Source organism: Streptomyces sp. NPDC058678 (assembly GCF_042714835.1).
Lineage (GTDB): Bacteria > Actinomycetota > Actinomycetes > Streptomycetales > Streptomycetaceae > Streptomyces.
Window position 1 is genome coordinate 1 of the sequence record NZ_JBHXSG010000017.1, and the last position, 16,932, is coordinate 16,932.

At 69.2% G+C, this 16,932-nt stretch carries 19 protein-coding genes, 1 tRNA gene and 1 pseudogene; 6 read left to right on the plus strand and 15 right to left on the minus strand.

Annotated elements, in window-relative coordinates; translation table 11 throughout:
- Window positions 1–91: 91 nt before the first annotated feature.
- Both ACFWWR_RS17550 and ACFWWR_RS17555 read left to right on the plus strand, forming a co-directional pair.
- Window positions 92–421 (plus strand): annotated as a pseudogene (locus tag ACFWWR_RS17550) (HNH endonuclease); the annotation flags it as partial.
- Window positions 422–431: 10 nt separating this feature from the next.
- Window positions 432–506 (plus strand) — tRNA-Leu (locus ACFWWR_RS17555).
- A gap of 55 nt (window positions 507–561) precedes the next feature.
- On the opposite strand, the gene rdgB is transcribed toward ACFWWR_RS17555, so the two are convergent.
- From rdgB to ACFWWR_RS17575, 4 genes are all read right to left on the minus strand, one after another.
- Window positions 562–1,164 carry an RdgB/HAM1 family non-canonical purine NTP pyrophosphatase gene (gene rdgB / locus ACFWWR_RS17560; RefSeq protein WP_383859382.1) on the minus strand — a complete coding sequence of 201 codons (603 nt, stop codon included), beginning with the start codon at window positions 1,162–1,164 and terminating at the stop codon, window positions 562–564.
- A gap of 55 nt (window positions 1,165–1,219) precedes the next feature.
- The gene (locus tag ACFWWR_RS17565) at window positions 1,220–1,624 is read right to left on the minus strand and encodes a hypothetical protein (RefSeq protein WP_383859385.1); all 405 of its coding nucleotides are present in this window, start codon (window positions 1,622–1,624) and stop codon (window positions 1,220–1,222) included.
- Window positions 1,625–1,779: 155 nt separating this feature from the next.
- Window positions 1,780–2,517 carry a ribonuclease PH gene (gene rph, locus ACFWWR_RS17570; RefSeq protein ID WP_383859388.1) on the minus strand — a complete coding sequence of 246 codons (738 nt, stop codon included), beginning with the start codon at window positions 2,515–2,517 and terminating at the stop codon, window positions 1,780–1,782.
- Window positions 2,518–2,613: 96 nt separating this feature from the next.
- Complete coding sequence (locus ACFWWR_RS17575) at window positions 2,614–2,847, minus strand: glucose PTS transporter subunit EIIB (protein ID WP_030042553.1); 234 nt, start codon at window positions 2,845–2,847, stop codon at window positions 2,614–2,616.
- Window positions 2,848–2,996: 149 nt separating this feature from the next.
- Here ACFWWR_RS17575 and ACFWWR_RS17580 point away from each other — a divergent pair, with 149 nt between their 5' ends.
- Complete coding sequence (locus ACFWWR_RS17580) at window positions 2,997–4,301, plus strand: PTS transporter subunit EIIC (RefSeq protein ID WP_383859392.1); 1,305 nt, start codon at window positions 2,997–2,999, stop codon at window positions 4,299–4,301.
- Window positions 4,302–4,385: 84 nt separating this feature from the next.
- Here the strand turns inward: ACFWWR_RS17580 and ACFWWR_RS17585 are convergent, their stop codons facing one another.
- The gene (locus tag ACFWWR_RS17585) at window positions 4,386–5,138 is read right to left on the minus strand and encodes an MBL fold metallo-hydrolase (protein ID WP_383859394.1); all 753 of its coding nucleotides are present in this window, start codon (window positions 5,136–5,138) and stop codon (window positions 4,386–4,388) included.
- Window positions 5,139–5,352: 214 nt separating this feature from the next.
- Between ACFWWR_RS17585 and ACFWWR_RS17590 the strand changes: the two genes are divergently transcribed.
- Window positions 5,353–5,814: a type II toxin-antitoxin system PemK/MazF family toxin gene (locus ACFWWR_RS17590; RefSeq protein ID WP_383859397.1), complete on the plus strand. Its 462-nt coding sequence runs from the start codon at window positions 5,353–5,355 to the stop codon at window positions 5,812–5,814.
- An 18-nt stretch (window positions 5,815–5,832) separates the two neighbouring features.
- Here the strand turns inward: ACFWWR_RS17590 and ACFWWR_RS17595 are convergent, their stop codons facing one another.
- The 8 genes from ACFWWR_RS17595 to clpS form a co-directional block, all read right to left on the minus strand.
- Complete coding sequence (locus ACFWWR_RS17595) at window positions 5,833–6,783, minus strand: PLP-dependent cysteine synthase family protein (RefSeq protein ID WP_383859399.1); 951 nt, start codon at window positions 6,781–6,783, stop codon at window positions 5,833–5,835.
- 14 nt (window positions 6,784–6,797) lie between these two features.
- Window positions 6,798–7,076: a MoaD/ThiS family protein gene (locus ACFWWR_RS17600; protein ID WP_383859401.1), complete on the minus strand. Its 279-nt coding sequence runs from the start codon at window positions 7,074–7,076 to the stop codon at window positions 6,798–6,800.
- A gap of 113 nt (window positions 7,077–7,189) precedes the next feature.
- Window positions 7,190–7,285 carry a putative leader peptide gene (locus ACFWWR_RS17605; RefSeq protein ID WP_324612360.1) on the minus strand — a complete coding sequence of 32 codons (96 nt, stop codon included), beginning with the start codon at window positions 7,283–7,285 and terminating at the stop codon, window positions 7,190–7,192.
- Between the two features lie 102 nt (window positions 7,286–7,387).
- The gene (locus ACFWWR_RS17610) at window positions 7,388–8,425 is read right to left on the minus strand and encodes a LacI family DNA-binding transcriptional regulator (protein ID WP_383859404.1); all 1,038 of its coding nucleotides are present in this window, start codon (window positions 8,423–8,425) and stop codon (window positions 7,388–7,390) included.
- Between the two features lie 36 nt (window positions 8,426–8,461).
- A complete protein-coding gene (locus ACFWWR_RS17615; RefSeq protein WP_383859407.1) occupies window positions 8,462–8,884 on the minus strand; it encodes a Mov34/MPN/PAD-1 family protein in 423 nt (140 codons plus the stop codon).
- A gap of 100 nt (window positions 8,885–8,984) precedes the next feature.
- Window positions 8,985–10,427, minus strand: coding sequence for an amino acid permease (locus ACFWWR_RS17620; RefSeq protein ID WP_383859409.1), 1,443 nt, complete (start codon window positions 10,425–10,427; stop codon window positions 8,985–8,987).
- A gap of 343 nt (window positions 10,428–10,770) precedes the next feature.
- A complete protein-coding gene (locus tag ACFWWR_RS17625) occupies window positions 10,771–11,373 on the minus strand; it encodes a DUF2017 domain-containing protein (protein ID WP_383859412.1) in 603 nt (200 codons plus the stop codon).
- A 12-nt stretch (window positions 11,374–11,385) separates the two neighbouring features.
- On the minus strand, window positions 11,386–11,694 hold the full coding sequence (gene clpS / locus ACFWWR_RS17630) for an ATP-dependent Clp protease adapter ClpS (RefSeq protein ID WP_053749283.1): 309 nt from the start codon (window positions 11,692–11,694) through the stop codon (window positions 11,386–11,388).
- 66 nt (window positions 11,695–11,760) lie between these two features.
- Here clpS and ACFWWR_RS17635 point away from each other — a divergent pair, with 66 nt between their 5' ends.
- Window positions 11,761–13,107 (plus strand): nicotinate phosphoribosyltransferase, encoded by a 1,347-nt coding sequence (locus ACFWWR_RS17635; RefSeq protein WP_383859415.1) that lies wholly within the window; start codon window positions 11,761–11,763, stop codon window positions 13,105–13,107.
- A gap of 175 nt (window positions 13,108–13,282) precedes the next feature.
- Window positions 13,283–13,870: an isochorismatase family protein gene (locus tag ACFWWR_RS17640; protein ID WP_383859418.1), complete on the plus strand. Its 588-nt coding sequence runs from the start codon at window positions 13,283–13,285 to the stop codon at window positions 13,868–13,870.
- Window positions 13,871–13,906: 36 nt separating this feature from the next.
- On the opposite strand, the gene ACFWWR_RS17645 is transcribed toward ACFWWR_RS17640, so the two are convergent.
- Both ACFWWR_RS17645 and ACFWWR_RS17650 read right to left on the minus strand, forming a co-directional pair.
- Window positions 13,907–14,245, minus strand: a complete 339-nt coding sequence (locus ACFWWR_RS17645; protein ID WP_384304107.1) for a hypothetical protein — start codon at window positions 14,243–14,245, stop codon at window positions 13,907–13,909.
- A 133-nt stretch (window positions 14,246–14,378) separates the two neighbouring features.
- The gene (locus ACFWWR_RS17650) at window positions 14,379–16,724 is read right to left on the minus strand and encodes an immune inhibitor A domain-containing protein (RefSeq protein WP_384304110.1); all 2,346 of its coding nucleotides are present in this window, start codon (window positions 16,722–16,724) and stop codon (window positions 14,379–14,381) included.
- Window positions 16,725–16,932 lie beyond the last annotated feature (208 nt).

The following is a 16,932-nucleotide window of genomic DNA, read 5'->3' on the forward strand; positions in this document are numbered from 1 at the left end:
TCCTGCACACCTACAACCACCACCGCTGCCACACCGCACTCGGAGGCAAGCCACCCATCAGCCGTGTGAACAACGCTGCGGGTCAATACACCTAGGGCAGGCACACCAGAGAGGAAGGCCGGCTCCGAATGCCAAACGGCCTGAAGATGTTCTGGTACAGCACAAGGGCAAACAGCGGACGACGACAAAGCGCCTACGCCGAGCGCTCAACGAGGTGGGCATAGCCGAAGAGTGTGCCCGGTGCGGCACTGGCCCGGAATGGCTCGGCAAGCCCATGACCCTGGAGATCGATCACATCAACGGGGACTGGAGAGACGACCGGCGCGAGAATCTGCGGTTGCTCTGCCCCAACTGTCACGCGATCACCAGCACCTGGTGCCGAGGAGGCCGACGACGCACCCAGCTACGCCCAGTAGAGTAAGCAGCGCTGCGGGCCCGTACCCCAGCTGGCAAGAGGGCGCCGGTTTAGGTCCGGTGTGTCGTGGGTTCGAATCCCACCGGGCCCACAGGAAAACAAAGCTCCGCACCTTCGATTCAAAGGTGCGGAGCCTTTCTGCAAACTCAGCCCAACAGCTCCCGCACCACCGGCACCAACCCCCTGAACGCCTGCCCCCGATGGCTGATCGCGTTCTTCTCCTCCGCGGTCAGTTCGGCGCACGTCCGGGTCTCGCCCTCCGGCTGGAGGATCGGGTCGTAGCCGAAGCCGTTCGTGCCCACTGGCGTATGCCGCAGCATCCCCCGCAGTCGACCCTCGACCACCCTTTCCGTGCCGTCCGGCAACGCGAGCGCCGCCGCGCAGGCGAAGTGGGCGCCCCGGTGTTCGTCGGCGATGTCGGAGAGCTGGGCCAGGAGGAGGTCCAGGTTGGCCTTGTCGTCGCCGTGCCGGCCGGCCCAGCGGGCGGAGAAGATGCCGGGGGCGCCGTTGAGGACGTCCACGCAGAGGCCGGAGTCGTCGGCCACGGCGGGCAGGCCGGTTGCCTGGGCGAGGGCGTGGGCCTTGAGCAGGGCGTTCTCCGCGAAGGTGACGCCGGTTTCCTTGACGTCGGGGATGTCGGGGTAGGCCTCCGCGCCAACGAGGTCGTGGGGGAGGTCTGCGGCGGCGAGGATCGCGCGGAGTTCGGTGATCTTTCCGGCGTTGCGGGTGGCGAGGATCAGGCGGGTCATGGGGTTCAGTATCCCGGCCCCATGGCCCTCGCTGCTTCCCGGTTTCCCGGCTGACCTACGGGGTGCAGACCTTCGTCAGTTCGCCCGCCGCGTCGGTGATCGGGCTGAGGTCGGGGGTGTTGTCGCCGTTCTTGACGGAGGTGCGGACGTTGGTGACGGCGTCGCCCAGGTTGTCCACGGCCTTGTTGACGTCGGCGTTGTCGGTCTTGTCGCCTATTTCGTCGAGGTTCTTGTCGATGGAGTCGAGGGACTCCTCGAGCTGCGTCGGGTCGTTCGACGCGTTCTCCACGGCCTGCTGGAGGTCGGTGACGCTGTCGGCGATGGCGTCGGCGGTCTGGACGCAGTCCAGTGCCTTGCTGACGGCGTCGCAGCCGGTGGTGAGGCCGGTCGTCAGTCCGACGGCGGCCACCGCGGCGACGATGGCGATTCGGCGACTTGGGCGGCGTCGGCTCGCGGCCATGGATCTGTTCCCTCCGTTGGCAGGGCCCCAGGTCGTGTCCTGGCCGGCCCTCGTGCTGGCCGGGCGTACAGCGGTGAGCCGTACGCCCGTACCCGTAGTGACGCGAGGACGGTCGGCGGGGTTGCGGCCGGCGGTCGTCCTTCTTGGTGCGCCCTTTACTTTTCGAGGACCGTATCAAGTGCCTTGTGCTGCAGGGCGGCCAGGTCGGTGCAGCCGGCGACGGCGAGGTCGAGGAGGGCGTTGAGTTCGTCGCGGGCGAAGGGTTCGGCCTCGGCGGTGCCCTGGACCTCGACGAAGCGTCCGTCGCCGGTGCAGACGACGTTCATGTCGGTCTCGGCGCGGACGTCTTCCTCGTAGCAGAGGTCCAGCAGGGGGACGCCTCCCACGATGCCGACCGAGACCGCGCTGACGGTTCCGGTCAGGGGCTGGCGGCCGGCCTTGATGAGCTTCTTGCCCTGGGCCCAGGTGATGGCGTCGGCGAGGGCGACGTAGGCGCCGGTGATCGCGGCGGTGCGGGTGCCGCCGTCGGCCTGGAGTACGTCGCAGTCGAGGACGATGGTGTTCTCGCCGAGGGCCTTGTAGTCGATGACCGCGCGCAGGGAGCGGCCGATGAGGCGGCTGATCTCGTGGGTGCGGCCGCCGATCTTGCCGCGGACGGATTCGCGGTCGCCGCGGGTGTTGGTGGCGCGGGGGAGCATCGAGTATTCGGCGGTGACCCAGCCTTCGCCGCTGCCCTTGCGCCAGCGGGGGACGCCTTCGGTGACGGAGGCGGTGCAGAAGACCTTGGTGTCGCCGAAGGAGACGAGGACGGAGCCTTCGGCGTGCTTGCTCCAGCCGCGTTCGATGGTGACCGGGCGGAGTTGTTCGGGGGTGCGGCCGTCGATTCGAGACATGGCGTTGAGCCTAGCCGTACATGGGGAAGGGGCCCGTCCCGCGGTGGGAATGGGCCCCTGCCGGGTGAGTGCGCGGCCCTTGGCGGGCGCGCGGGCTCACATGAGGTCTTCGATCTCCGCGGCGATGGGGTCGGCGTCGGTGCCGATGACGACCTGGATGGCGGTGCCCATCTTGACGACGCCGTGGGCGCCGGCGGCCTTCAGGGCGGCTTCGTCGACCTTGCTCGCGTCGACGACTTCGGTGCGGAGGCGGGTGATGCAGCCTTCGACCTCTTCGATGTTGTCGATGCCGCCGAGCCCGGCAACGATCTTCTCAGCCTTGCTGGCCATGTTCTTTCTCCCTGGTCCGAGCTGCTTTGTCGCAGTGACTCACGGTAGCTTTCCCGTAACGGGAATCGCGGGTTCCTTATGCGTCCTTCATCGTGCTACAACAGGTCTACACCACTGAGTGGTGTAGACCACCACCCGATGGAGGAAGTATGAGTTCCGCCACCGCAACGGCGACTCCCGCGAAGAAGCGAGGATCCGGCCTGTTCCAGGGCCTGCAGAAGGTCGGCCGCAGCCTACAGCTCCCGATCGCCGTGCTGCCGGCGGCGGGTCTGCTGCTGCGCCTGGGGCAGGCGGACGTGCAGGAGAAGCTGCACCTGCCCGCCGATGTCGCGAAGGTGTTCGCCGGAGCCGGCGGCGCCATCCTGGACAGCTCGTTCGGGCTGCCCCTGCTGTTCTGCATAGGCGTGGCCATCGGCTTCGCGAAGAAGGCGGACGGCTCGACGGCGCTCGCCGCCGTGGTCGGCTTCCTCACCTATTACGCGGTGATCCACCAGTTCCCGATCAAGGACGGCCACGAGGGCGCCACGTACACGGCGACCGGACTCGGCGGCGGCTTCTGGCAGAAGGGCAACGAGGCCGCGCAGGCCGCGTCCTTCCAGAACCCGGGCGTGCTCGGCGGCATCATCCTCGGCCTGCTGACGGCGGTGCTGTGGCAGCGCTACCACCGCAAGCGGCTCGTCGACTGGCTCGGCTTCTTCAACGGCCGCCGGCTCGTCCCGATCATCACGGCCGCCGTCGGCACCCTCCTGGGTGTCCTGGTCGTCCTGGGCTGGCAGCCCATCGGTGACGTCATCACCAACTTCGGTGAGTGGATGACCGGTCTCGGTTCCTTCGGTGCGGCGCTCTTCGGTCTGATCAACCGCGCGCTGATCCCGATCGGCATGCACCAGTTCGTCAACTCCGTGGCGTGGTTCCAGATCGGCGACTTCACCAACTCCGCCGGCACCGTCTTCCACGGCGATCTGCCCCGCTTCTTCGCCGGTGACCCGAACGCCGGCCTGTTCATGACCGGCTTCTTCCCGATCATGATGTTCGGTCTGCCTGCCGCCGCCCTCGCCATCGCGCACACGGCCCGCCCAGAGCGCCGCAAGGCTGTGATGGGCATGATGATGTCGCTGGCGCTGACCTCGTTCGTCACCGGCGTGACCGAGCCGATCGAGTTCTCGTTCATGTTCATCGCCCCGCTGCTGTACGCGATCCACGCCGTGCTGACCGCGATCTCGATGGCTGTGACCTGGGCGCTGGGCATGCACATGGGCTTCAGCTTCTCGGCCGGTCTGACGGATGTCTTCATCAACTGGGGCATCTCCACCAAGCCCTGGTTGCTGCTCCCCGTCGGCCTGGTCTTCGGCGCGATCTACTACGCGGTCTTCCGCTTCGCCATCACCAAGTTCGATCTCCCCACCCCGGGCCGCGAGCCCGAGGAGGAGGTCGAGGACCTCACCAAGGCGTGAGAGCCCGGCCGGAGACGCCGTACGGCGGCACGAAGGCCCCGGAACCGAGCACAGGTTCCGGGGCCTTCGTGCACGTGCAAAGCTTCAGATCTCGTACGACTTCCTCGGCGCCGCCAGTTCCACCGGGCCGTCGTACGTCGCGCGCGCGTCGGCCAGGTTGGTCTGGGGGTCGGTCCACGGGGGGATGTGGGTGAGGACCAGGCGGCGGGCTCCTGCCCTGCTCGCGGTCTCGCCCGCCTCGCGGCCGTTGAGGTGGAGGTCGGGGATGCTCTCCTTGCCGTGCGTGAAGGCGGCCTCGCACAGGAACAGGTCGGTGTCGCGGGCGAGTTCGTCCAGGGCCGGGCTGATACCGGTGTCGCCGGAGTAGGTGAGGGACTTCCCGGCGTGCTCGACGCGGATGCCGTACGCCTCCACGGGGTGGGCCACGCGTTCGGTGTGGACCGTGAACGGGCCGATGTCGAAGGTGGACGGCTTGACCGTGTGGAAGTCGAAGACCTCGCTCATGGAGGAGGCGGTGGGGGTGTCGGCGTAGGCCGTGGTGAGGCGGTGTTCGGTGCCTTCGGGGCCGTAGACCGGGAGCGGGTCGCAGCGGCCGCCGTCGTGGCGGTAGTAGCGCGCGACGAAGTAGGCGCACATGTCGATGCAGTGGTCGGCGTGCAGGTGGCTGAGGAAGATCGCGTCGAGGTCGTAGAGACCGCAGTGGCGCTGCAGCTCGCCAAGGGCACCGTTGCCCATGTCGAGAAGCAGCCGGAAGCCGTCGGCCTCGACGAGGTAGCTCGAGCAGGCCGATTCCGCGGACGGGAACGACCCCGAGCAGCCGACGACGGTGAGCTTCATAAAGCAGAAACCTCCGCTGGCGGGAACTTTTCTGGGAAGGAGACGGGGGTCGTGCGGTGCGTCGAGCGTAAGGCGCAAAACTCATGGTCGCTCCTCCACCAGGGGCTGTTGTGGGCGAACTCACCTGTGGTGTCACCGGTTCGGCTGGACCCGGGGGGCGTGCAAAGTGAGGAAGGGCGCGCAGGGATGATCGTGCGCCGGTAACGTCGTGCGCATGGATACGTCCTGGTGGCTGGCGCTCGCGGCGGTGGTACTGCTCGCGATGGTCGCCACGCTCGTCGACGGCTGGGGGCGCGGCCGACGGCCCGCGGGGCGGCGGACGCGGCCGCCGGGGCGTCCTACGGGGCCGCGGGGGCGGGGAAGGGCGCGGCCGCGGCCTGCGGAGATCTGGTGGGCGAACGTGCCGTACGAGGACGGGCCCGGGGGTAAGGACCGGCCTTGTCTGGTGCTGGTGGTGCACGGTGAGCGGGCGACCGTCGCGAAGATCACCAGCAAGAACCACGAGGAGCGGGCCGGGGTGATCCCGTTGCCGCCGGGGGCGGTGGGCGACGCTCGCGGGCGCGCGAGCTACCTGGAGACGGACGAGCTGCGCGAGGTGCCGGTGTCGGAGTTCCGGCGGAGGGCGGGGGTGGTGGACCCGGTCCTGTGGGACCAGGTCCGTCACCTGGCTGCATAAGGGCCGCTCACAAGGGGCTCACGCCCAGAGCTGGCCCTGGAGGGTCTCGATGGCCTCTTCCGTGGTGGCGGCCGTGTAGACACCCGTGGACAGGTACTTCCAGCCGCCGTCGGCGACGACGAACACGATGTCCGCGCTCTCGCCCGCCTTGACGGCCTTGTTGCCGACGCCGATCGCCGCGTGCAGGGCGGCGCCGGTGGAGACGCCCGCGAAGATGCCCTCCTGCTGGAGGAGCTCGCGGGTGCGGGTGACCGCGTCGGCGGAGCCGACGGAGAAGCGGGTGGTCAGGACGGAGGCGTCGTACAGCTCGGGTACGAAGCCCTCGTCGAGGTTGCGCAGGCCGTAGACCAGGTCGTCGTAGCGCGGCTCGGCGGCGACGATCTTGACGTCCGGCTTGTGCTCCCGCAGGTAGCGGCCGACGCCCATCAGGGTGCCGGTGGTGCCGAGGCCGGCGACGAAGTGGGTGACCGAGGGGAGGTCCGCCAGGATCTCCGGGCCGGTCGTCGCGTAGTGGGCGCCCGCGTTGTCGGGGTTGCCGTACTGGTAGAGCATCACCCAGTCGGGGTGCTCGGCGGAGAGCTCCTTGGCGACCCGTACGGCGGTGTTGGAGCCGCCGGCGGCGGGCGACGGGATGATCTCGGCGCCCCACATGCCGAGCAGTTCGCGGCGTTCCTGCGAGGTGTTCTCGGGCATCACGCAGACCATGCGGTAGCCCTTGAGCTTGGCGGCCATGGCGAGGGAGATGCCGGTGTTGCCCGAGGTGGGCTCGAGGATGGTGCAGCCGGGGGTCAGGCGGCCGTCCTTCTCCGCCTGCTCGATCATGTGCAGGGCGGGGCGGTCCTTGACGGAGCCGGTCGGGTTGCGGTCCTCCAGCTTCGCCCAGATACGGACGTCGGCGGACGGCGAGAGCCGCGGCAGGCGCACCAGGGGGGTGTTGCCCACCGCGGCCAGCGGGGAGTCGTAGCGCATGGGGGCAGCGGGCCTTAGACCATGCCGCCGGCCACGGCCGGCAGGATCGTGATGCTGTCGCCGTCGGTGAGCTTGGTGGTGATGCCGTCGAGGAAGCGGACGTCCTCGTCGTTCAGGTAGACGTTGACGAAGCGGCGCAGTTCCCCGCCGTCCACGATGCGGGCCTGGATGCCCGTATGCCGGGTCTCGAGGTCGTTGAAGAGCTCGGCGAGGGTGTCCCCGGTGCCCTCCACGGCCTTCTGGCCGTCGGTGTACGTGCGGAGGATGGTCGGGATGCGGACCTCGATGGCCATGGCTCAGGGCTCCTGTCGGAAGGTGTCTGGTCGGTGGGCGCGCGGCAGCGCAGTACAGCAAGGGGTGGTGCGTCAGGCGCCGCGGCTCACGGCCGTACGGCGGCAGGGCAGCGTCAACAGATGGCGCTGGCGAGCCTGCACAGGTCGACGTGCAGCCGCGCCACGAGCAGCGTGCCCGGCGTCTTTTCGCTCACGTCGTGGGAAACCATGGGCTCATCGTATCGATTCCCGGTCGGGGTCCCGGAATGTGATCCCACATTTCGGACGGATTGCGGCCGGAGAGTGAGACCGCACTGTTCAGGCGGCACTGTTCAGGCGGACCCGCGCAGGACCAGGCGGGTCGGTACGACGACGGTGGAGGGCGCCTCGATCCGCTCGGTGCGGTCGGACAGCAGCCGGGCCATCAGGCGGCCCATGCCGTCGACGTCCTGGTGGACCGTGGTCAGAGGCGGGTCGGTGGACTCGGCGATGTCGGTCAGGTCGTCGAAGCCGACGACGGCCACGTCCTCGGGAACCCGGCGCCCGTGTGCCCGCAGGGTCTGCAGGGCGCCGGAGGCCATCAGGTCCGAGGCGACGAACACGGCGTCCAGGTCGGGTCGCCGGTCGAGGAGGGCGGCCATGGCGTCGACGCCGCCCTGACGGGTGTAGTCGGCCCGTTCGGTCAGGTCGGGCGGGGCGCCCGGGAGGACGTCTCGGTAGCCGGCGAGCCGGTCGGCGGCGGAGGTCTCCTGGTCGTAGGGGCCGGTGACGGTCGCGATGCGTGTCCTGCCGAGCGAGACCAGGTGCTGGACGGCCTGCCGGGCTCCCCCGCGGTTGTCGCCGTCGACGTACGCGTGGCGGTGCACGGTGTCGCCGTCGCGCAGCAGCGGCCGGCCGCCGAACACGGCGGGCAGGCCGATCCGGTCGATCATCTCGGGCAGCCGGTCGCCGGGGCGCAGTGAGAAGAGGATGGCGCCGTCGACGTGGCCGCCGCCGAGGTAGTCGGCCACGCGCGGGTAGTCGTCCGGTTCGTCCAGGAAGAGCAGGACGGCCTGGGCGCCGTGCTCGGCGAGTTCTCTGCGGATGCCGCGCAGGAGGCGGTCGAAGAAGGGGTCGATGAAGAGCCGGTTGTCGGGCTCGGTCGCCACGACCGCGATGGCGTGGGTGCGGTGGGTGACCAGCTGTCGGGCGGCCTGGTTCGGGACGTAGCCGAGCTCGGTGATCACTTCCCGGACGCGGTCGACGACCTCGGCGCGCACCTTGGGTTCGTCGTTGATGACTCGTGACACCGTGGACTTGGAAACGCCCGACCGGCGGGCGACGTCCTGCAGGGTGGGGCGCCGTAAGTTCGGCCGCTGCGTCAACACCATCTCCGATACGGCGAGTTGTTCGCGGGCATACGGCGGTCAGTATGCCTCGACGACCTTGATGTCCTCCTCGGTCACCTCGCCCTCCACGATGCGGAACGAGCGGAACTGGAAGGGGCCCGCCTCGTCGGTGTCCGCCGTGGAGACCAGGACGTAGTGCGCGCCCGGCTCGTTGGCGTAGGAGATGTCGGTGCGGGAGGGGTAGGCCTCGGTCGCGGTGTGGGAGTGGTAGATGACCACCGGCTCCTCGTCGCGGTCGTCCATCTCGCGGTAGAGCTTGAGCAGGTCCTGCGAGTCGAACTCGTAGAAGGTGGGCGAGCGGGCGGCGTTCAGCATCGGGATGAAGCGCTCGGGGCGGCCCGTGCCCTCCGGTCCCGCGACCACGCCGCACGCCTCGTCGGGGTGGTCCGCGCGCGCGTGGGCGACGATCTGGTCGAACAGGGCCTGGGTGATGGTCAGCATGCTGGTCAGGATAGACAGAAGGGCCGCCCCGTACCGGAGGGTGGTACGGGGCGGTCCACATCGTGGGCGGAGGGGTCAGCCGACCTTCTCGAACTCCGGCTCAGCCGACCTTCTCGAACTCCGGCTCGCCGCCGCGTTCGCCGCCGCGCTCCGCGATCCGCGGGTCACGGCTCTTCAGGATCCGCCAGCCGATGGCCAGGGCGGTGAACCAGCCGGCCATGACGTAGAGGCAGACGCGGGCGTCGGCGTCGTACGCGATCAGGCCGGTGACGAAGAGCAGGAAGGCGATCGCGACGTAACTGCACTTGGAGCCGCCCGGCGCCGGGAAGGGCGAGGCGGGCAGGCGGCCGGCCACGACCGCGCGGCGGTACAGGACGTGGCTGATCAGGATCATGAGCCAGGTCCAGATGCCTGCCGCGGTGGCGACGGAGACGACGTAGCCGAAGGCCTTCTCCGGGACGATGTAGTTCAGGATCACGCCGATGCCCATGAAGAGCACGGAGACGGTGATGCCGAAGGCCGGGGTCTTCGTTGAGGACAGCTTCTTGAAGGCCGCGGGGGCCTCTCCGCTCTCGGCCAGGTTCCTCAGCATGCGGCCCGTGGAGTACATGCCGGAGTTGCAGGACGACAGGGCCGCGGTGAGCACGACGAAGTTCACGATGCCGGCGCCCGCCGGGATGCCGATCTTCGCGAAGGCCTCGACGAAGGGGCTCACGCCCGGTGCGAACTCGGTCCACTTGACCACGCACAGGATGACGGTGAGGGCACCGACGTAGAAGAGCGCGATGCGCCAGGGCAGGGTGTTGATCGCCTTGGGGAGGGTCTTCTCCGGGTCCTCGGACTCGCCGGCCGTGACGCCGACCAGTTCGACGGCGAGGTAGGCGAACATGACGCCCTGCAGGGTCATCAGGGACGAGCCGACGCCCTTGGGGAAGAAGCCGTCGAAGGCCCAGAGGTTGGAGACGGCCGCGGTGTCGCCGGCGCTGCTGAAGCCGAAGGTGAGGACGCCCAGGCCGATCACGATCATGCCGATGAGGGCGGTGACCTTGACCATCGAGAACCAGAACTCGAGCTCGCCGAAGACCTTCACGGAGATCAGGTTGACCCCGAAGAGGATCACCAGGAAGACCAGGGCCGTCACCCAGCGCGGGATGTCGGGGAACCAGTAGTTGACGTAGATCGCGGCGGCCGTCAGCTCGGCCATGCCGGTGACCACCCACATCAGCCAGTACGTCCAGCCGGTGAAGTAGCCGAAGAACGGGCCGAGGAACTCGCGCGAGTACTCCGCGAAGGAGCCCGAGACCGGGCGGTAGAGCAGGAGCTCGCCGAGCGCCCGCATGATGAAGAAGATGATCACGCCCGCGAGGGCGTACATGAAGATGAGGCTGGGTCCGGCCTTGGCGATGTTCGCCCCGGCTCCCAGGAAGAGGCCGACGCCGATGGCGCCGCCGATGGCGATCATCTGGACCTGGCGGCTGCCGAGCCCGCGTTCGTACCCCTCTCCCTCGGGGTTCTTCTCCGTGTCGACCTGCGCTGAGGTCATGTGTGGTGCGCCTTCCTCCATGCCGACCCGGGCCTCTCGTCGGCCTCGGATCGGGTTCCGATCCCCCCGGATTGATGGAGCTGAGCGGGCCTCGCGGCCCGCTCGTGCCTGGCCGGCGATCCGCCGGCTCGGTGGCGCACCCGGCCGAACATACGGGTGGTGTTCGCCGGGCGGTCGTGAAGATTTATCACGGCCGCCATACTGATCGCCTGAGCGACGTGTGGCGCAGCACACAGGGAGAGTTGGACAAAAGCCACCCTGGAGGGGCATAGGTGTCCGTCAGGGTGACGCGATCGTTATCCGGATTTGAGCGTCCTCTGAGCGAACACAGAACCGTCACAAGTCAGGGCATGAGGGTCGAAACGAGGGTCTCCTGGAGCCCTCCCAGCCACAGATACGCCATGACCATCGGCTTGCGCGGGTCCTCGTCCGGCAGCCGGTAGAGGAGATCGGTGTCCTCCTCGGCCGCGATGTCCAGCCGGGAGCCGATCGCCAGCCGCAGGTCGTTGAGGGCCCCGAGCCACTGCCGGGACTGCTCCGGCGACAGCTTCAGGACCGCCCCGCCCTCGCCCGCACCGCTGAGCTCGTCCAGCGCGCGGATCACCGCGAGGGCGTTCTCGCGCTTGCCGGCCCGCAGGTCGTTCTCCGTGTAGCGGCGGAACTCGGAGGAGTACGCCCGCCGCTCCTCGGCTTCCTTGTGCCCCGGGGTGCCCTCGGGGTCGCTGTAGGCGTCCGGGAAGAGGCGCAGCAGGACCGGGTCGGCGGGCGGTTCGCTCGGGCCGTCGGCGAAGAGCTCGGCGAGCGGGTCGTCGGGCGCGTCCTCGGCGGGGCCGGGGCCGATGAGCTCCAGGAGCTGGACGGCCAGCGACCGGATGATGGAGATCTCGACGTCGTCGAGGGCGACGGCCGCGCCGCCGTCGGGGAGCGGTTCGAATTGTCCTGGCATCAGGGGATATCGCTACTTCCGGTCCTGTTGGAGAGTGGCCCACAGGCCGTAGCCGTGCATCGCCTGCACGTCGCGCTCCATCTCCTCGCGGCTACCGCTGGAGACGACGGCCCGGCCCTTGTGGTGGACGTCGAGCATGAGCTTGGTGGCCTTGTCCTTGGAGTAGCCGAAGTACGACTGGAAGACGTACGTCACATAGCTCATGAGGTTGACGGGGTCGTTGTGGACGATGGTGACCCAGGGGACGTCCGGCTCGGGGACGGCGAAGACCTCTTCCGCCGACTCGGTGCGTTCGATCTCTACGGGAGCGGGTGACGTCACATGGCCATGCTGCCACGCACGCCACAAATCGTCACACTGACGCAAATGGGGGTAGCATCTGTTGCCATGAACACAGCGGACCTTGGGCTGCCGGTGGACGTTCCCTCGACAGCGCTCTTCACGGACCAGTACGAGCTCACGATGCTTCAGGGCGCCCTGAAGGCGGGTACCGCCGAACGGCGCAGCGTGTTCGAGGTCTTCACCCGGCGGCTGCCGGAGGGGCGCCGCTACGGCGTCGTCGCGGGCACCGGACGGGTGTTGGACGCGGTCGAGAACTTCCGTTTCGACGCGGACGTCCTCGGCTTCCTGCGCGACGGCGGCATCGTCGACGACGAGACCCTGGACTGGCTCGCCGCCTACCGCTTCTCGGGTGACATCTGGGGCTACCCCGAGGGCGAGGTGTACTTCCCGGGCTCGCCGATCATGCGGGTCGAGGGCTCCTTCGCCGAGTGCGTGCTCCTGGAGACCGTGATCCTGTCGATCCTCAACCACGACTCGGCGATCGCCGCGGCCGCCTCCCGCATGTCCTCCGCCGCGGGTGAGCGCCCCCTGATCGAGATGGGCGCCCGCCGCACCCACGAGCTCGCCGCGGTCGCCGCCGCGCGCGCCGCCTACGTCGGCGGCTTCACCACCACGTCCGACCTGGCGGCCGGCTTCCGGTACGGCATCCCCACGGTCGGCACGTCCGCCCACGCCTTCACTCTCCTGCACGACCAGGAGCGGGACGCCTTCCAGGCCCAGGTGAACTCGCTCGGCCGGGGCACCACGCTGCTCGTGGACACCTACGACGTCACCGAGGCCGTCCGGACGGCCGTCGAGGTCGCCGGGCCCGAGCTGGGCGCGGTGCGCATCGACTCCGGCGACCTGCTGCTCGTCGCCCACCGGGTGCGGCAGCAGCTGGACGAGCTGGGCGCCACGAACACGCGGATCATCGTGACCTCGGACCTCGACGAGTACGCGATCGCCTCGCTGGCGGTGGCGCCCGTGGACGCGTACGGCGTCGGCACCCAGTTGGTGACCGGCTCCGGGCACCCGACGGCCGCGATGGTCTACAAGCTGGTCGCGCGCGCCGAGTCCGCCGACCCCAAGGCCCCGCTGGTGCCGGTGGCGAAGAAGTCGTCCGGCGGCAAGACGTCCGTCGGCGGCCGCAAGTGGGCCGCCCGGCGCCTCGACGAGCACGGGGTCGCGGAGGCCGAGGTCGTCGGCACCGGCCCGGTGCCTGTCGAACTCGTCGACCGGCAGCTCCTCGTCGAGCTCGTCAAGGGCGGCGAGGTCGTCGCGCGGGAGCCGCTGGACGTCGTACGCGACCGGCACGCGGCCGCCCGGGCGGGCCTGCCGCTGTCGGCGACGCAGTTGTCGCGCGGAGAACCGGTCATCCCGACGGAGTACGCGCACGGGCGCTCGGGTAGCTAGAGCGGGTGGCCCGCTTCACGCACACCCGTACCGCTCGCGCCCACCCGCCGTACCGTTCCCGCCCACTCACCCTGTCGTGCGCCCCCTCCCGCCCCGGCCCACAAGTCCGTAGGCTCGGAGGTTCACCGGCCGGGCACGCACCCCTTCCCGACCCCATAGTCGAAGGACACCGACCATGCGCCGCGCCTTGATCGTCGTTGACGTGCAGAACGACTTCTGTGAGGGGGGCAGCCTCGCGGTGGCCGGGGGTGCCGATGTGGCCGCCGCCGTGACCGAGCTGATCGGACAGGCGGCCGGCTCCGGCTACCAGCACGTGGTGGCCACCCGTGACCACCACATCGCCCCCGGTGGCCACTTCGCCGACAACCCCGACTACACCCACTCCTGGCCCGCGCACTGCGTCGCCGGCACCGAGGGTGTCGGCTTCCACCCGAACTTCGCCCCGGCCGTCGCCTCCGGCGCCATCGACGCCGTCTTCGACAAGGGGGCGTACGCCGCTGCCTACAGCGGCTTCGAGGGCGCCGACGAGAACGGCGTGACGCTCGCCGACTGGCTGCGCGCCCGGCAGGTCGAGGAGGTCGACGTCGTGGGCATCGCCACCGACCACTGCGTCCGCGCCACCGCCCTGGACGCGGCCCGCGAGGGCTTCCGCACACAGGTGCTGCTCGACCTCACGGCCGGGGTGGCCGAGCAGACCACCGACCGGGCGCTGGAGGAGCTGCGCGCGGCGGGCGTGGAGCTGACCGGGAAGCCGATCGTCTAGCGAGCCGCCCGGCGCGGAGCCGGGAGCCCGGCGGGGTCACGCCGGTGCCGCGGGGCGCCTCAGCAGGGCTCGGATCGGGTGCCAGAGCTCCTGGACCAGTTCCGCACCGACACCGTTGTCAGGTGCCGTGCGCCATATGAGGCCGTCCGGATGGTGCAGGACCGCGGTGATCTCGTCCGGCGTCGGCGGGGCGGCGTTGCCGCGCAGGTAGACCGCGCGCATGCCCAGGTTGCGCAGCCTGGTCAGGGCGCGCGCCCGGTTCTGGGCGTGCACGAGTACGCGCACGCAGCCCGTGCCGTGAGTGGAGGGGCTGGGCAGGTTCAGCGCCACCACCACGCTGCCGGTCGGCAGCTTGCAGAAACCTCCTACGGCCATGCGGTCACACCCCCGTGCGAGTCGACGTCAACATCAGTGTCAATAAGACAGCCACAGGACGCACCTAAACACGATCGGCGGCAACCCGCCAGGGGGTCACCGCCGATCATCGCCTGACCTGCGAAAATGCTGTCTACTTCGCGGACGGTCCGACCTGGAGCGTGATCGTCGAGCCGCTCAGCGGCTCCTTGACGATCTTGATCCTGGTGTTGGTGTCAGTGACCCTGACCCCCGCGAGCGGGGTCGACGCGTCGTAGTACGTCGACTTGCCGTCGTCGAAGACCGGGACCCCGGCCCGCGACTTGATCTTCGTCGCGACGTCCGCGTTGTGGAGCGTGAGCGCGTCCGTCGGGTACCAGCTGAAGGTCGAGTCGAAGGCCTGGATGCGGTTGCGCATCAGCGAGCCGTCGGACCACTTCAGCGGCGTCGGGTGCGAGTCGACCGGAAGGATCAGGCCCTCACCGGGGTGCTGGCTGGTGTTGTCGTCGGCCTGGGAGGTGTCCCACTTCCAGATCAACAGGCCGTTCTGGTACGCGTAGTGCTCGACCCAGTCCGGACGGGTCGTCGAGAAGCCGTAGTTGTACGGGCCGACCTTGAGGGTCTTGTCGTACGACACGTACTGGCGGTTCTCGGCGATGTAGTACTGCGCGTAGTCGTCCGAGATGGACGCGCCGATGCGGGAGAAGCCGTTCGCCGTCCAGGCCGCGTCCGCCGACTCGGCGTTGTCGGAGAAGAGGGCCGCGCCGTCGGCGGTCACCGTGATCTCGTCGGCCGCGAAGCCCATCTGGGCCACACCGCCGTCGGTGGCGTACCGGAAGCGCACGTCGACCTTCTTGCCCGCGTAGGCGTCGAGCGGGTAGGTCAGCTTCTGGTAGGCGTCCACGGTGCCGGTGAGGGCGGGCTTGCCGCTGCCGTCGCGGGTGATCGCGGTGCCGTCGGCGAGTGTGCCGTCGATCGGCGTCCAGTTGGTGCCGCCGTCGGTGGAGACCTCGGTGTAGAGGTAGTCGTAGTCGGTCTCGATGTCCCACCAGCCGTCGAGGGTCAGCGACGCCGACGACCTGCCGGTCAGATCGACCGTGCGGGCCAGGGTGTTGCGGAGGTTGTCGCCGCTGCCGCTCCACCACTGGGTGGCGCCCTGCGCCGGGGTGACCACGTCGGTGGTGACCGCCTTGTCGGGCAGTTCGACGACAAGGGCCTGCGGGTTCTTCGTGTTGTACTCCGCGACGCCCAGCGTGTGGCTGGACCTGGTGCCCGCCTTGGCCACGTCGTAGTCGAGCCAGCCCAGTTGCAGCTTGTCCCAGGCGTTCATGTCGCCGGGCAGGTCTCCGATGGAGTCCTTGCCGGTGCCGAGCCAGGAGCCGGACGACATCAGGGTCCAGAAGCCGGTGGAGTTCTCGCCGCCGCCGGAGGTGTCGTACTCGTCGGGCAGGCCGAGGTCGTGGCCGTACTCGTGGGCGAAGACGCCGAGTCCGCCGTTCTCCGGCTGGATGGTGTAGTCGCCGACCCAGATGCCGGTGTCGCCGATCTGGGCGCCGCCGAGCTTGTTGGTGTCGGGGCCGGTGGAGCCGGCGTCGGTGCCGAAGGCGTACCAGCGGTGGGCCCAGATCGCGTCCGCGCCCTGCGCGCCGCCGCCGGCGGACTCGTCCTCACCGGCGTGCACGATCTGGAAGTGGTCGATGTAGCCGTCGGCCTCGTTGAAGTCGCCGTCGCCGTCGAAGTCGTAGCGGTCCCACTGGTCGAACTCGGCGAGCTCCGCCTTGATCTCGGCGGCCGTGTCACCGGCCGCCTCGCGCTCGGCGACCCAGGCGTCGACGCCGTCCTGCACCGCGTACCAGGCGCCGGTGGCGGCGTCGTTGGAGCCGTAGCGGGCCTCGTTGTAGGGGACCTTGACCCAGTCGGTCACTTCGCCCTCGACCGAGTAGCGGCCCGAGGACTGCTTCTCGTAGTACTTCTTCAGCGACTCGGTGTTCTTGCCGGTGCCGAAGTACAGGTCCTGGAAGTGCGCCCGGTTGTAGTCCGCCTGCCAGGCCGTGCTGTTGTTCACCGCGCGGTCCGGCTGGGCTATCTCGTTGTGGAGCGGGCCGACCGTGCCGCCGTAGCGGCTGTCGATCTGGTCGCCGAACTCGACCAGGATCGTGAAGATCTTGTCGGTCTTCTCGCGGCCGAGCTCGACGTACTTGCCCTTGCCCTTGGAGCCCTTGAGCTGGACGACCTTCGAGCCGTCCCGGTCCTTGACCGTGGCGGCGCCGGATATGACCTGGTCGAGCGCCTCCTCGCGCTGCGCCTCCCGGGTCTTCGACAGCGGCCCGTCGAGGTCGTGCTCCCTGCTCTTCGCCGGTTGCGGGTCGTGCCCGTCGACGGCTGCGGGTGCGTCGGCCGGATCGGCCTGCGCCACCGCGAAGGTGGAGAAGGTGGCGGTCGCCGCCGCGAGTGCGACGGCGGTGGCCGCCACTCTGAACTGCCAGGGTCTGCTGGTCACTTGAGATCCTCCCCCGCGTCCGGGCACACGGAAGGAGGGGGGCCTGCCTGGGGGGTCCGCGTGCGCCTGATCAACGCGTGTAGTCAAGTGACGTCATTTGACTAGACGTTGAGGATAAAAGACAGACCTTGACTTGAGCACGCCAAGTACGTTATGCGGAAGTGGCGTTCACTTTGCGGACACATGACGGTCGACCGAACAGGCGCGC